The sequence below is a fragment of the Mesorhizobium sp. M0664 genome (assembly GCF_040320565.1).
In the GTDB taxonomy this organism is placed as follows: domain Bacteria; phylum Pseudomonadota; class Alphaproteobacteria; order Rhizobiales; family Rhizobiaceae; genus Mesorhizobium.
The window spans coordinates 17,324-30,809 of sequence record NZ_JAMYPW010000018.1 but is presented as its reverse complement, the minus strand read 5'-3'; the positions used below and the strand labels follow the sequence as shown (position 1 = coordinate 30,809).

The 13,486-nt window shown below is 61.9% G+C and carries 12 protein-coding genes and 2 tRNA genes; 9 read left to right on the top strand and 5 right to left on the bottom strand.

Annotation, left to right across the window (positions count from 1 at the left end; translation table 11 throughout):
- Positions 1 to 273: 273 nt before the first annotated feature.
- Entirely contained in the window at positions 274 to 2,685 is a 2,412-nt protein-coding gene (gene lon / locus NKI39_RS17705) for an endopeptidase La (protein ID WP_352491903.1), read from the top strand.
- Positions 2,686 to 2,881: 196 nt separating this feature from the next.
- Positions 2,882 to 3,154 carry an HU family DNA-binding protein gene (locus tag NKI39_RS17700; protein ID WP_006201846.1) on the top strand — a complete coding sequence of 91 codons (273 nt, stop codon included), beginning with the start codon at positions 2,882 to 2,884 and terminating at the stop codon, positions 3,152 to 3,154.
- Positions 3,155 to 3,228: 74 nt separating this feature from the next.
- Here NKI39_RS17700 and NKI39_RS17695 read toward each other — a convergent pair whose 3' ends face one another.
- Positions 3,229 to 4,251, bottom strand: a complete 1,023-nt coding sequence (locus tag NKI39_RS17695) for an aldo/keto reductase (protein ID WP_352833286.1) — start codon at positions 4,249 to 4,251, stop codon at positions 3,229 to 3,231.
- A 184-nt stretch (positions 4,252 to 4,435) separates the two neighbouring features.
- On the opposite strand from NKI39_RS17695, the gene hxlB reads away from it, so the two are divergent.
- Both hxlB and NKI39_RS17685 read left to right on the top strand, forming a co-directional pair.
- Positions 4,436 to 5,002 (top strand): 6-phospho-3-hexuloisomerase, encoded by a 567-nt coding sequence (gene hxlB / locus NKI39_RS17690; protein WP_352833283.1) that lies wholly within the window; start codon positions 4,436 to 4,438, stop codon positions 5,000 to 5,002.
- Between the two features lie 5 nt (positions 5,003 to 5,007).
- Positions 5,008 to 5,751 (top strand): creatininase family protein, encoded by a 744-nt coding sequence (locus tag NKI39_RS17685; RefSeq protein WP_352833280.1) that lies wholly within the window; start codon positions 5,008 to 5,010, stop codon positions 5,749 to 5,751.
- A 50-nt stretch (positions 5,752 to 5,801) separates the two neighbouring features.
- On the opposite strand, the gene NKI39_RS17680 is transcribed toward NKI39_RS17685, so the two are convergent.
- From NKI39_RS17680 to NKI39_RS17670, 3 genes are all read right to left on the bottom strand, one after another.
- Positions 5,802 to 6,719: a carbohydrate ABC transporter permease gene (locus NKI39_RS17680; protein ID WP_352833277.1), complete on the bottom strand. Its 918-nt coding sequence runs from the start codon at positions 6,717 to 6,719 to the stop codon at positions 5,802 to 5,804.
- A gap of 13 nt (positions 6,720 to 6,732) precedes the next feature.
- The gene (locus tag NKI39_RS17675; RefSeq protein WP_352456633.1) at positions 6,733 to 7,854 is read right to left on the bottom strand and encodes a carbohydrate ABC transporter permease; all 1,122 of its coding nucleotides are present in this window, start codon (positions 7,852 to 7,854) and stop codon (positions 6,733 to 6,735) included.
- Positions 7,855 to 7,982: 128 nt separating this feature from the next.
- Positions 7,983 to 9,647, bottom strand: a complete 1,665-nt coding sequence (locus NKI39_RS17670; protein ID WP_023674663.1) for an ABC transporter substrate-binding protein — start codon at positions 9,645 to 9,647, stop codon at positions 7,983 to 7,985.
- Positions 9,648 to 9,940: 293 nt separating this feature from the next.
- On the opposite strand from NKI39_RS17670, the gene NKI39_RS17665 reads away from it, so the two are divergent.
- The 3 genes from NKI39_RS17665 to rbsK are packed head-to-tail and all read left to right on the top strand — an operon-like array spanning position 9,941 to position 12,429.
- Entirely contained in the window at positions 9,941 to 10,999 is a 1,059-nt protein-coding gene (locus NKI39_RS17665; protein WP_352449436.1) for an ABC transporter ATP-binding protein, read from the top strand.
- A gap of 31 nt (positions 11,000 to 11,030) precedes the next feature.
- Positions 11,031 to 11,483, top strand: coding sequence for an RbsD/FucU family protein (locus tag NKI39_RS17660; protein ID WP_352471958.1), 453 nt, complete (start codon positions 11,031 to 11,033; stop codon positions 11,481 to 11,483).
- A gap of 4 nt (positions 11,484 to 11,487) precedes the next feature.
- Entirely contained in the window at positions 11,488 to 12,429 is a 942-nt protein-coding gene (rbsK, locus tag NKI39_RS17655; RefSeq protein ID WP_352833274.1) for a ribokinase, read from the top strand.
- A 93-nt stretch (positions 12,430 to 12,522) separates the two neighbouring features.
- Here the strand turns inward: rbsK and NKI39_RS17650 are convergent.
- Positions 12,523 to 12,599 (bottom strand) — tRNA-Asp (locus tag NKI39_RS17650).
- A gap of 217 nt (positions 12,600 to 12,816) precedes the next feature.
- Between NKI39_RS17650 and NKI39_RS17645 the strand changes: the two genes are divergently transcribed.
- Both NKI39_RS17645 and NKI39_RS17640 read left to right on the top strand, forming a co-directional pair.
- Positions 12,817 to 12,892: transfer RNA gene (locus tag NKI39_RS17645), tRNA-Val, on the top strand.
- Positions 12,893 to 12,912: 20 nt separating this feature from the next.
- On the top strand, positions 12,913 to 13,416 hold the full coding sequence (locus tag NKI39_RS17640; RefSeq protein ID WP_352769716.1) for a hypothetical protein: 504 nt from the start codon (positions 12,913 to 12,915) through the stop codon (positions 13,414 to 13,416).
- Positions 13,417 to 13,486: the final 70 nt, after the last annotated feature.

Below are 13,486 nucleotides of genomic sequence, written 5' to 3'. Positions count from 1 at the left end.
CGGCAATGGATTTTTCTGAAACGGCGCCGCAGGGCGCCGTTTTGCTGTCGCACACCGCGTACGGCGCCGCGTAGTGGCTGCGGATTGGAGGGACGGACCGTGTTGACCCTTGATCTTTACCCCCTGTGCCTCCAACTAAAGGCGGAAGGCCGTGGTGCCGAATTCTGTGCTGTAAAACTCCCGTCACAAACGGTGGTAGGCGGAACGATCCCCGGTCGTTAATATGAGATTCGCGGTTGGCCGATTGGCGGCCGCGACATGAAAGGTTGGACAATGGCCAAATTATCCAAGGCTCCCAGCGACGGCGTCTTCGCAGTCCTCCCACTGCGCGACATCGTGGTGTTCCCGCACATGATCGTTCCGCTCTTCGTCGGGCGTGAAAAGTCGATCAAGGCGCTGGAAGAAGTGATGGGTCAGGAAAAGCAGATCCTGCTCGCGACCCAGATGAATGCCGCCGACGACGATCCGGAGCCCGATGCCATCTTTGACATCGGCACGCTCGCCAATGTGCTGCAATTGCTGAAACTGCCGGACGGCACCGTGAAGGTGCTGGTCGAAGGTGCCTCGCGCGCGAAAATCGTCGCGTTCACCGACCGTCCCGATTTCCATGAAGCCCGTGCTGCGGCGCTGGTCGAACCGGATGAGGAAGAGGTCGAGGTCGAGGCGCTGGCGCGTTCCGTGGTCACCGACTTCGAGAACTACGTCAAGCTGAACAAGAAGATCTCGCCCGAAGTGGTGGGTGCTGCCAGCCAGATCGACGACTATTCCAAGCTCGCCGACACGGTCGCTTCGCACCTTGCCATCAAGATCCCCGAGAAGCAGGAGATGCTCGCCACGCTGTCCGTGAAGGAACGGCTGGAAAAGGCGATGGGCTTCATGGAAGCCGAAATCTCGGTGCTCCAGGTGGAGAAGCGCATCCGCTCGCGCGTCAAGCGCCAGATGGAGAAGACGCAGCGCGAATACTACCTCAACGAGCAGATGAAGGCGATCCAGAAGGAGCTCGGCGAGGGCGAGGACGGCCGCGACGAGGCCGCCGAGATCGAGGCGCGGATCAAGAAGACCAAGCTCTCCAAGGAGGCCCGCGAAAAGGCGGAAGCCGAGCTGAAGAAGCTGCGGACGATGTCGCCGATGTCGGCTGAATCGACCGTCGTGCGCAACTATCTCGACTGGCTGCTGTCGATCCCGTGGGGCAGGAACTCCAAGGTCAAGCAGGACCTGGCCTTTGCCCAGAATGTGCTCGATACCGATCATTTCGGCCTCGACAAGGTCAAGGACCGCATCGTCGAATATCTCGCTGTGCAGAGCCGCCAGAAGAAGCTGAAGGGGCCGATCCTGTGCCTCGTCGGACCTCCCGGCGTGGGCAAGACCTCGCTCGGCAAGTCGATCGCCAAGGCGACCGGCCGTGAGTTCATCCGCATGGCGCTGGGCGGCGTGCGCGACGAGGCCGAGATCCGTGGTCACCGCCGCACCTACATCGGCTCGATGCCCGGCAAGGTCATCCAGTCGATGAAGAAGGCGAAGAAATCCAACCCGCTCTTCCTGCTCGACGAGATCGACAAGATGGGCCAGGATTTCCGCGGCGATCCGTCATCGGCTTTGCTCGAGGTGCTCGATCCCGAGCAGAACTCGACGTTCATGGACCATTACCTCGAGGTCGAATACGACCTGTCGAGCGTGATGTTCGTGACGACGGCGAACACGCTGAACATCCCTGCGCCCTTGATGGACCGCATGGAGATCATCCGCATCGCCGGCTACACCGAGGACGAGAAGATCGAGATCGCCAAGCGTCACCTGATGCCCAAGGTGATCCGCGACCACGCGTTGCAACCGAAGGAGTTCTCCGTCGGCGAGGACGCGATCCGCGGCATCATCCAGACCTACACCCGTGAAGCGGGCGTCAGAAGCCTGGAGCGCGAGCTGATGAAGCTCGGGCGCAAGGCGGTGACCGAGATCCTGAAGACGAAGAAGAAGACGATCAACATCACGGCGGACAATCTTGCCGATTACCTTGGTGTTCCGCGCTTCCGCTTCGGCCAGGTCGAGAGCGACGATCAGGTCGGCGTGGTCACCGGGCTCGCCTGGACGGAAGTCGGCGGCGAGCTGTTGACGGTGGAAGGTGTCATGATGCCCGGCAAGGGCCGCATGACCGTGACCGGCAATCTGCGCGACGTGATGAAGGAATCGATTTCGGCGGCGGCGTCCTATGTCCGCTCGCGGGCCATCGATTTCGGCGTCGAGCCGCCACTGTTCGACAAGCGCGATATCCACGTCCACGTGCCGGAGGGTGCAACCCCGAAGGACGGACCGTCGGCTGGCGTGGCGATGGCGACGGCGATCGTCTCGGTGCTGACCGGTATCCCGGTCAGGGCCGATGTGGCGATGACTGGCGAGATCACGCTGCGCGGCAGGGTGCTGCCGATCGGCGGCCTTAAGGAAAAGCTGCTTGCCGCACTCCGCGGCGGCATCAAGAAGGTGCTGATTCCGGAAGAGAACGCCAAGGATCTGGCGGAGATTCCGGAGAACGTGAAGAGCGGCATGGAGATCATTCCGGTCTCACGGGTTGGCGAAGTGTTGCGCCATGCGCTGGTGCGCATGCCGGAACCGATCCAGTGGGTCGAACCCGTCAATGCGCCGGCCGTGGTCGATGTCGGAGACGAGGCTGGTAAATCGCTGGCGCATTAGTGCTTGCTAAAGTTGCAATGCACAAAGAGAGAGCCGGGCCTTGAGCCCGGCTTTTTCATGTGAAGAACCGCGGATTTCCGGGCTTTTTTCGACTTTCCCGGCGCTTTTCGACTTGGTTGCCGGAGCGCTTCTTTCTAAAGTCCGTTTCCTGCCGGATGAGTCGAGTGTTCCGGTTTTCTCATGGAAGGGAATTTTTATGAACAAGAACGAACTGGTGTCCGCTGTCGCCGATGCCGCGAGTATTTCGAAGGGTGACGCGCAGTCGGCGGTTGATGCGGTGTTTTCCGTCATCACCGGCGAACTGAAAAAGGGCGGCGATGTCCGGCTTGTCGGCTTCGGAAATTTCACCGTGTCAAAACGCGCCGCGTCGACCGGCCGCAATCCGCAGACCGGTGCGGAAGTGAAGATCCCGGCGCGCACCGTGCCGAAGTTCTCGGCCGGCAAGGGCCTCAAGGACGCGGTCAACTAGGCGCCTCCTTAAGTCTTTCAGAGAAAAGAAAAGCCGGCATATCCGGTTTTTCTTTTCTGTTGGAAAAGGCGGCGCTATGCCGTCGGCGCGTCCGTGCGCATCAAGCCTTCTTTCTTGAGATCGGTCCACAGCGCCGATGGCAGCTTTGCGTCGAGCAGGGAGCGATTGCTTTCGACTTCGCCCGGCCGCTGGCCGCCGGGGATTACCGAGACGACGGAAGGATGCAGCAGCGGGAACTGCAGCGCCGCCTCGATCAGGCGCACGCCGTGGCGTCTGCAGACGGCCTCGATGCGGGTGACGCGGTCGATGATGTCCTGCGGCGCCTCCGAATAATTGTAGTAGGCGCCGGGCTTCGGCCCGGTTGCCAGGATGCCGGAATTGTAAGGCCCGCCGAGAACGATGCCGATGCCGCGTTGCTGGCATAGCGGCAGGAAAGACTGCAGCGCTTCCTGCTCCAGCAGCGTGTAACGCCCGGCAAGCAGGAACAGATCGAAATCGCCGCGCTCGGCCAGCGTCTGGGCAACCTGCCACTCGTTGATGCCGCCGCCGAATGCCTTGATCACGCCCTGGTCGCGCAATGCCAGCAATCCGTAGTAGCCGGAGCTCATGAATTCCTGGATGCGCTGGTCCGAGGCTTCCTTGCTGCCATGGGTGAAGATGTCGACATCGTGCACGAAGAGGATGTTGATGCGGTCGACGCCGAGCCGTTCCAGCGAGGCCTCGAAGGAGCGCATGACGCCGTCATAGCTGTAATCGTAGACCTCTCGGCGCGATGGGGTGTCGAAGAATTTGCCGATGCCGGTGCGCTGTTCCGGCGGGCAGGCGCGCATTATGCGCCCGACTTTGCTGGACAGCACGTAGTCGTCGCGCTTCTTCGAACGCAGGAACGGATTGAGCCGCGTTTCGGCTAGGCCTAGCCCATAAAGCGGCGCGGTGTCGAAGTAGCGGCAGCCGACCCGCCATGCCGCCTCCAGCGTAGCATTGGCATCCTCGTCGGGGACGGCGCGGTAAAGATTGCCGAGCGGTGCGGTGCCGAAGCCGAGCTCGGTGAAGGTGATGCCGCCATTGCCGATGCGGTCGAAATGCCGTGTCTTCATATGTCGTCGTTTCCTCATTCACGATTTGCCGTGACACTATCACGGCTGTAGCGCATCAAAAGCACTGCGTGTCGTTGGACACCGATTTTCGCGGTGATAGCATGAATGAAAACAAGCTGTTCGGGGCAAAGGTGACTAAGATATTCAAATGGTTCTCCGGCACCGGCAGGCTGGTGCAAATGTCATGACAGACGCCGGCGAAAACCTGTTTGGGATTGCGCTGAACGAGCTTGGCACCGTGCTGGAGCGTATCGACGCAAGCCGCATCGACGCCGCTTGCGCCATCTTGGCCGGTGCGAAAAAGATCGTCACCTATGGCTGCGGCCGCGAGGCGCTGCAGGTCAAGGGTTTTGCCATGCGGCTCTATCATCTCGGTCTGCCGGTGTCGGTCGTCGGCGACATGACCACGCCGCCGCTGGGCGAGGGCGATGTCTTCCTCGCCAGTTCCGGCCCCGGTGAGACGTCGACGGTGCTGACCTTGATGCAGGTCGCGCGCGAGGCCGGTGCCACAGTCCTGCTGCTCACCGCGCAAGCCGACAGCACTGCCGCAAAGCTGGCCGACTTCACATTGCTTATCCCTGCTCAGACCATGGCCGACGACCAGGGTCCCGAAAAGACATCCGTCCTGCCGATGGGCTCGGTTTTCGAAGGCGTGCTGTTCGTCCTCTTCGAAGTGATGGTGCTGAAGCTCAGGGACCTGACCGGCGTCTCGGCGGAAGCGATGCGCGCCCGCCACACCAATATGGAGTAGGTGTCATGCGCTACGAATTGATGCTGCCGCATCAGATACGCAAGGTGATCGCCGAAAACCGGCCGGTCGTGTTGCCGCTGGGTGTGCTTGAATATCACGGCGAGCACATGGCCGTCGGCATGGACACGCTGGCGGTGGTCAAGAGCCTGGAACTGTTCGAAAAAGAAGCCGAAATCGTCATTCTGCCGCCCTTCTATTACGGCGCGGCGAGCTATGCCGTTGCAGCACCGGAGGGCAGTGGTTCGCTGCAGGTCGGCGGCAATGTGCTGGCGCCATTCGCGGAAGAACTGTTCTATAGCCTGCTGCGCATCGGCTTCCGCAACATCCACGCCATCATTCACCACCAGACCGAAAATTTTGCCGCCGGCATGCCAACCGATCTCGCCTTCAAGGCCGCCGGCCGGCAGGCGATCTTCCGCTTCCTGGAGAAAGAACGTGGCGAAGGCTGGTGGGGCTCTGCGGCGATGGCTGACTATTATGCCGAACACGCCGAGGGCAGCAATTTCTTCAACTGGGTGCAGGTGCATCCGCTGATGCCGGCCTCACTGCACAGCCAGTACCCGTTCGACCATGCCGGCATCGGCGAGACGTCGCTGATGCTGGCGCTGTGCCCGGAGGCGGTGGATGCCGGCCGCTTCGCCGACAACACCGGCTGGTACACGGCAAGTGCGCCCGAAGCTTCGGCGGAATTGGGGCAAAAAGGGGTTGCCATGATCCTCGAGCATTTGCGAGCAACACTTTCGGGTTAGCGCGCTTTTCCCTTCTCCCGCAACAAGGGGAGAAGGGAGAGCCGGCGCAGTTATTTCACCGCGCCCGCTGTCATGCCCATGATCAGGTAACGCTCGAGCGCGATGCCGATGACGGCGAGCGGCGTGATGGCGGCGGTGGCAAGCGCTGCCATCGACCACCAGTTGATGCCTTGTGAGCCGGTCTGGCTGGCCACCATGACAGGAATGGTCTTTGCGTCGGTCGAGGTCAAAAGCGCTGCGAAGAAATACTCGTTCCAGCACAGCACCATCGCCAGGATGAAGGCGGCGACCATGCCCGGCAGCGCGATCGGCATGACGATGCGCAAGAAGGCGCCCCAGATCGACAGGCCGTCGACGAGTGCTGCCTCCTCCAGCTCCACCGGGATGGAGTTGAACTGGTCTCGCATGATCCAGATGACGATCGGCAGCACCATCAGCGTATAGAGCAGGATCAGCCCGACGCGTGTGTCGAGCAGGCCGACCTCCCGGTAAAGCACGAGGAAGGGCAAGGCCAAAACCACCGGCGGCAGGATCAGCTGAGACAGGAAGAAGAAGGAAATATCCTCGTTCCTGAACCAGGCAAACTTGTAACGATAGCGGGTCAGCCCGTAGGCGGCGAGGCTGCCGATGACGATGGCGAGGGTCGACGCACCGACCGAAGTGATGACCGAATTCATGAAACGCTTGATGAATTCGTCGCGGACCGTCGACGTCCGAAAGATCGAGTCCGGCGACAGGCCGAGCGAACGCCAGCCTTTCCAGTCGGGCCGGAAGTCGACGAACGGGATCAGATGGCCCTGGGTGACGTCGACCGCGGTCTTGAACGAAGTGGTTATCGTCCAATAGATCGGGAACAGGCAGATGAAAGCCCAGAAGATGAGCGCGCCATAGATGAAGACGCGGTTAGCGAGGAAGCTCGCCGGCGAGCGGATTTCGGAAGCGGCATAGTCGGTGGTCTGAACGCTCATCTTGCCGGCCCGATCAGTTGACGTTGCGCACGAAGCGGCTGGCGAACTTCAGCAGCCAGGTCACGAACACGATGATGATGATCAAATAGGCCATCGCCAGCATCGTGCCGTAGCCGACGTTCGAACGGTCGCGATATTCGCGGTAGATGAAACTGGACACCGAATCGGTCGCGCCGCCCGGCCCGCCGGAGGTGACGGTGATGATGATATCGGCGAGCTTCAGCTTGAAGATGATGCGCAGGATGACCGCTGTCACCGACACCGGCAGCATCAGCGGGAAGGTGACCTGCCAGAAAGTCTGCCAGGCAGTGGCGCCATCGACACGCGCTGCCTCGAGCACCTCGCGCGACATCGCCTGCAGGCCGGCGAGCAGCATGATCATCATGAACGGGATGAACGTCCACGCGTCGAGCACCATGATCGAGATGCGGGCGGTGATCGGGTTGGAGAAGAAGGCCGGGTTTTCCCAGCCGAGGTGGCGCGCCAGCGTCGCGGCGGGCCCGAAGCGGTATTCCATCAGCGACTTGCCGATCATCCACGACACCGCCACCGGCGACAGCATCAGCGGCATGAGAAACACGACGCGGAAGAATTTTCGTGCCCTAATCTGCGCGTTGAGCAGCAGCGCCAGGCCGAAGGCGATGACATATTCGACGAACACCGCCAGCACGTAGAGCACCATGTTGAACAGCGCGTTGCGATAATAGGCGTCGTTCAGCATCTGCCAGAAATTGTCGAGCCCGTTGAACTGCCGTCCGCTGAAGGAACTGAGGTTCCAGTCGGTCAGCGCGATGTAGAAGCCGAATAGCGTCGGGAAGATCACCATGGCAATGGTAAACAGCAGCGCCGGCAGCAGGAACAGCGCGCGCTGGCCGTCCTCGCCGCGCGTCAGCACCTGGCCGATGCCGAGCGCGACACCCCACAGCACGTAGGCATAGACCACCGGCCGCCAGGTGTCGAAGCCGATAGTGTCGACCTCGCTCTTGTAGAGGATTTGCAGCGCGATCACCGCCAGAAGGCCGAGCGTCGCAGCAGCCATCAGCGCCCAGCCAAGCCGTTTGCGGCTCCGCGGAATCAGGTCGGATGGCACGGCGCCTGCCGGCCATTCACTTGTCGACAAAGTCTGGTCAGCCAGGGTCCGGTCAGCCACGCGTCTTGCCTGTTCACAGGAGGCTCGATGACCGGCCGAGCCGATCGAGGCCGGGCCGGTCAAGCGGATGTCCGGCGGCTGTGCGCCGCCGGACCAGGTTTCACGATCTCAGCCTACATGCCGAGCGAGGCCTTGTAGAGCTTGACCTGTTTGTCGCGGCCGATCTGGTCGGTCAGCTTCTCCCAGGCGGCTGCGATGGCGTCGGCGCCTTCCTGCGCCTTCATCTTGCCGGCAAAGGTGTTGGCCAAAATGTCCTCGGCGGCGCTGTAGTACTGGAATATGCCGGGGATGCGCGGCTCGATCGCCGCGTTGGGATGGTTGTAGCTGTCGGCTTCCGACTTCAGATACGAGGTGATGAACGCCTCGTCGTAGCCCGCCGCCACCCATTCCGGAATGTTGAAATGCGAGTTGCGATAGGGCTGGAAACCCGACGGATAGGCCGCGCACCAGAGCGACAGGTCCTTGCCGCCGAGATGGGCAGCGGCAGACCATGCCGCCTTCTTCTTCTTTTCGTCGCTGTCGACGCGGGCCATGACGTAAACGCCCCAGCCGAGATAGGCGCAGTTCGGCGCATGGTTCGGGCCGCTGGCGAGCTTGTCCCACTGGCCGGTCTTGGAGTTGTAGACATCGTCCGAGCCCGGCAGGATCGAGAAGCCGGTGATGTCGCCGACGACCGAGGAATCGTTGGTCTTGACGTTCGAACCGACGTCGCCCCACCAGGTAACCATCGAACCGGTGCCTGCCAAGAATTGCTGGAAGGCGGTGGTGTTCGGGTCGGCGTTGATCTGGTCGGCAGGTTCGGAGGGCAGGGCATCGATGACGTCCTGGATCGCCCGCACCCATGCCGGATTGTTGACGCGCGGCTTCATCGTGTCGGCATCGAACAGCCAGGCCTTGTCATCGGGATGCTTGGCGTAGGCGCTGGCGCGGCTGCCGAGGAAATAGAAGCCGAAACCGCCCCAGGGCTTGGGCGCATCGAGGTAGCCAAAGACATCCTGGCCCTTCACCTGCTTGCCCTTGAGGAATTTCGTCACCGCCTGCACCTGCTGCCAGGTCTTCGGCACGCCCCATTCGCCTTCTCCGCCGCCGTCCTTCCAGGCCTTGGCGAGGTCGGCATCGGCAAACACGTCGGTGCGGTAGTTGAAATTATGTGCGTCGCCGTCAACGGTCACGCGATATTGCTTGCCGTCCCATGTGCCCACCGGCGGCTGCAGATAGGCCACGACATCCTTCATGTCGATCTGGTCCTTGACCCAGTCCGGCATCTCGGAGGTGAGACCCTTGCCGCAGACGTCGCCTTCGAACGGTGCCCCCATTTCGATGATGTCGAAATCGACGGTGCCGGTCGCGATCGACTGCTGCAGGCGGGCGTTGTAGTCAGCCTGCGCCAGGTCGATCCAGTTGATCTTGGCGCCGGTATAGGTCTCCCACGGCTTCAGGAAGCCGCGAAACAGCACATTGTGCAGGTTCTGGTTGTTGAGGCCCATGAAGGTGAGTTCGACGCCGGCGAATTCGCCTTCCTTGACATTGGCCTTGGTGGCTCCCAGGCAAAGCTCGCCGACCTGCTGGAAATCGGCATCGGTCGGCTGACCCTTGCCGACACCCGGAATCTGCAGGATCTGCGCGCGCAGGTCGTCGGCGGCCGCAGCCGTGCGCGTCAGCGCACCAAGTCCGGCGCTTGAGGCCGCCGCGAGGGCGGCCATGCTGGCCGCTCCCTTCAGCACGTCGCGGCGGGTGGCCCCGGCGCGGACAAGTTGGTTATAAAGGCTGACTTTCATTTCGTTCCTCCCAGAAGGTCAATTGTGAATTGGTTCAGATGGTGGAGCGCCGATTATGTTCCCCAACGACAGCGACTCCGGTAAATAGCGGCCCGAATTCTCCCTCCCGCGACGCTTGGCATTCAGTGCCGGACAAGCGTACCGGTGCGCCCGGAACAGGGTCATAAGCCGGGCACTGTCACTATTCGCACAACGAAGTGCGGTGTCAACGTGAATGGGTTTTTTATCTATAAGAGACTGACTTGCCCTAGCCGTTTGCGTTGTTTAGCTTCACGGCAACTGAAGGGGGAATGATGGCTCAAGTCGCGATCCGCAATGTGGCCAAGGCGTTCGGAACCGTCAAGGTTCTGCACGATGTCAGCGTCGACATCGCCGACGGACAGTTCGTGGTGCTGGTCGGGCCTTCCGGTTGCGGCAAGTCCACGCTGCTGAGGATGGTGGCCGGGCTGGAAACGGTCTCCGGCGGCACCATCGCCATCGGCGAGCGCATCGTCAACCATTTGCCGCCGGCCAAGCGCGACATCGCCATGGTGTTCCAGAACTACGCGCTCTATCCGCACAAGACGGTCGAGCAGAACATGGCCTTTGCTCTCAAGCTGCGCAAAACCGACCCGGCGGTGGTCACTGAGCGGGTCAAGCGCGCCGCCGACATCCTCGACCTCAATCCCTACCTCAAGCGCTATCCGCGCCAGCTCTCTGGCGGCCAGCGCCAGCGCGTCGCCATGGGCCGCGCCATCGTGCGCAACCCGCAGGTGTTCCTCTTCGACGAGCCGCTCTCCAATCTCGACGCCAAGCTGCGTGTCCAGATGCGCACCGAGATCAAGGAACTGCACCAGCGGCTGAAGACCACCACCATCTACGTCACCCACGACCAGATCGAGGCCATGACCATGGCCGACAAGATCGTGGTGATGCGCGACGGTCGCATCGAACAGGTCGGCGCGCCGCTGGAATTATTCGACCGGCCAGCCAACCTGTTTGTCGCCGGCTTCATCGGCTCGCCCTCGATGAACCTGCTCAAGGGCGTCGTGCGCAAGGGCGACAAGCCCGTCGTCGAGATCGCCGGGACGCCGTTCCCGATTGCGGCGACCAGTGCCGTCGAGGATGGCCGTAATGTCGTCTACGGCGTGCGGCCCGAGCACCTCGAAATCCATCCCGATGGTGTTCCGGCGAAGATTTCGGTGGTCGAGCCGACCGGTTCCGAGACTTTGGTGTTCCTGCGCTTCGGCGAGGGCGAGATGGTGGCGCTGTTCCGTGAGCGCCACGACTTCAAGCCGGGCGACACACTGCACCTGAAACCGCGGCTCGACCAGGTGCATCTCTTCGACGCAGAGACCGGCAAGCGTCTCTGATTTCGCCCCAGCAAACTTCGCGAGGAATACCATGCTCAAAGGAATCAATCCGCTGCTCAATGCCGATGTGCTGCAGGCGCTGCGGGCGATGGGCCACGGTGACGATCTGATTATCGCCGACACCAATTTCCCGTCCGATTCGGTGGCGCGCCAGACCGTGCTTGGCCGGCTACTGCGCATCGATGCGTCGGCGGCCGACGTGGTCAAGGCGGTACTGTCGCTCTATCCGCTGGACACCTTCGTCGACGATGCCGCCGCGCGCATGGAGATCGTCGGCAAGCCGGACGACATTCCCGCCGTGCAGAAGGAAGTGCAAAAAGAGATCGATGCCGCCGAGGGCAAGGCCTGGCCGATGATCTCGGTCGAGCGCTACGCCTTCTACGAACGCGCCAAGAAGGCCTATTGCGTCATCCAGACCGGCGAGCGCCGCTTCTATGGCTGTTTTGCGTTCCGCAAGGGCGTCGTGCCACCGGATGCGGAGTAGCGGGATGCCGGCGAATCCGATCGTCATGAAGCCGGTTGTCATATTGGGCGTCTTCGTCGCCGATACGGCCTACCGCGCCGCCCGCCAGCCGCGCATGGGCGAGACGATCCTGGGCACGTCCTTCACGCTCGGCCCCGGCGGCAAGGGCTCGAACCAGGCGGTGGCGGCCGGCCGGCTCGGCGCCGACGTCACCTTTCTTACCCGCCTCGGCGTCGACCCCTTTGCCGATATGGCGAGACAGACCTGGTCGCACGCCGGCGTGAAGAGCGCCGTCATCGACACACCGGAAAGCTACACCGGTGCCGCCTATATCTTCGTCGAGGAGACGAGCGGCAACAACGCGATCATCGTCAGTCCGGGTGCGGCGATGCTGATCTCGCCCGCCGATATCGAGGCAAATGCCGGCCTGATCCGCGCGGCCGGCGTTTTCGTCACCCAGCTCGAACAGCCGATCGAGGCGGCGCTGCGGGCGCTGGAGATCGCGCGCGGGGCAGGGGTGACCACCATCCTCAACCCGGCGCCCGCGGCCAGGCTTCCGGACCGCATCTACACGCTTTGCGACTATGTCACGCCGAACGAAACCGAGGCCGAGGAACTGACCGGCATCAAGGTGTCCTCGATCGACGACGCCCGCCGTGCCGCCGACAGCCTGCTTGAGAAGGGCGTTGGGGCAGTCATCGTGACGCTTGGCGAAAACGGTGCGCTGCTGCACACGGCCGATCGTTCCGAGCATGTCGCAGCGGTCGCCGCCGGCCCGGTGGTCGAGACCACAGGCGCGGGCGACGCCTTCAACGGCGGCCTGGCTGCCGCGCTGTCGAGGGGGATCGAACCTCTGGAAGCGGTGCGCTTCGCCTGCGCCGTCGCCGGCATCTCGGTGACGCGCCCAGGCACCGCCCCGTCCATGCCGACGCTGCAGGAGGTCGAGGCGCTGCTCGCCGAGGGGTGAGACCGTATGGATTACATCATGAACGACGACGGTTTTTGACAAATCAACGTCGACATTTCTCCGACACCAGGGGACGTGACCCCAAAGGAGAAATGGCGCGAGTGACGGGGCTCGAACCCGCGACCTCCGGCGTGACAGGCCGGCACTCTAACCAACTGAGCTACACCCGCGCATGGACGAACACGTGTCAGCCGTGTTCGTCGTTGGGGCGGTGGATAAGGGGTAAGCCACCGGGTGTCAAGCGGACCCGGACAGCATAACAGCAAACAGCAGAAGGTTTTTTGACAAGCCGAACTTTGTTGCCGAAACCGGCTCCCGGCCAAGCCACTGGCCGCTCATTTGGCCTTGCGAAGCCGGTCCTAACTGCTTAAAGGTCCGGCCCGGAGCGGGCGATTAGCTCAGTTGGTAGAGCGCTTCGTTTACACCGAAGATGTCGGCGGTTCGAGCCCGTCATCGCCCACCATTTTCCTCGATGTGTTCAGTTTGGGCTACACCGCTCAAGCTGATCGCCAGGTGAGACGCATCCGACCACTGTGCTACTCGGACTTTGGTCTGATTCAAACTGTCTTTCCGCAGGGACTTAAGTCTGATCTGCTTGCCTCTCATGAGGGAAACGATTGCCGAAAGCTACAACTTGCAGTATCTCAATTGCGTATGGGCATGGGCGGGAGCGAAAATATTCCTGGATGGCTTGCGAGTCATCTTCCGGACGATCCCGTGATCGCAGGAGATCTCGCGGATAAGATATCGAAGGAAGCTGAAAAAAACCGGCTTCCAGGCGAACGGATTGTGAAGACAACCCGTAACGAAGAAGACACCTTCAAGAAAGAACAAGTCGAAGCTTATCCCGACGCCGCGGTTGCAGGAGTCTTTGCCAGCGGTTCATTCCTCGCCCTGTTGGTATTAGCCATTTATCTGCTTTATGTGCTCTCGATTGTGGCCGGGGGAACGGTCGCGGATGTTCCCCTGCCGCCCATACTGCACTAGTAGACGCTCCGCCAACACTCGGATTAGCCCCGCACCGTGTTGATGCTGGTGACTTTCGTGTCTGCGGTGG

Coding starts and splice junctions, on each gene's coding strand:
- lon (WP_352491903.1), top strand. CDS start 274: ATGGCCAAATTATCCAAGGCTCCCAGCGACGGCGTCTTCGCAGTCCTC.
- NKI39_RS17680 (WP_352833277.1), bottom strand. CDS start 6,719: ATGAGCGTTCAGACCACCGACTATGCCGCTTCCGAAATCCGCTCGCCG.
- NKI39_RS17665 (WP_352449436.1), top strand. CDS start 9,941: ATGGCTCAAGTCGCGATCCGCAATGTGGCCAAGGCGTTCGGAACCGTC.
- NKI39_RS17700 (WP_006201846.1), top strand. CDS start 2,882: ATGAACAAGAACGAACTGGTGTCCGCTGTCGCCGATGCCGCGAGTATT.
- hxlB (WP_352833283.1), top strand. CDS start 4,436: ATGACAGACGCCGGCGAAAACCTGTTTGGGATTGCGCTGAACGAGCTT.
- NKI39_RS17660 (WP_352471958.1), top strand. CDS start 11,031: ATGCTCAAAGGAATCAATCCGCTGCTCAATGCCGATGTGCTGCAGGCG.
- NKI39_RS17670 (WP_023674663.1), bottom strand. CDS start 9,647: ATGAAAGTCAGCCTTTATAACCAACTTGTCCGCGCCGGGGCCACCCGC.
- rbsK (WP_352833274.1), top strand. CDS start 11,488: ATGCCGGCGAATCCGATCGTCATGAAGCCGGTTGTCATATTGGGCGTC.
- NKI39_RS17685 (WP_352833280.1), top strand. CDS start 5,008: ATGCGCTACGAATTGATGCTGCCGCATCAGATACGCAAGGTGATCGCC.
- NKI39_RS17695 (WP_352833286.1), bottom strand. CDS start 4,251: ATGAAGACACGGCATTTCGACCGCATCGGCAATGGCGGCATCACCTTC.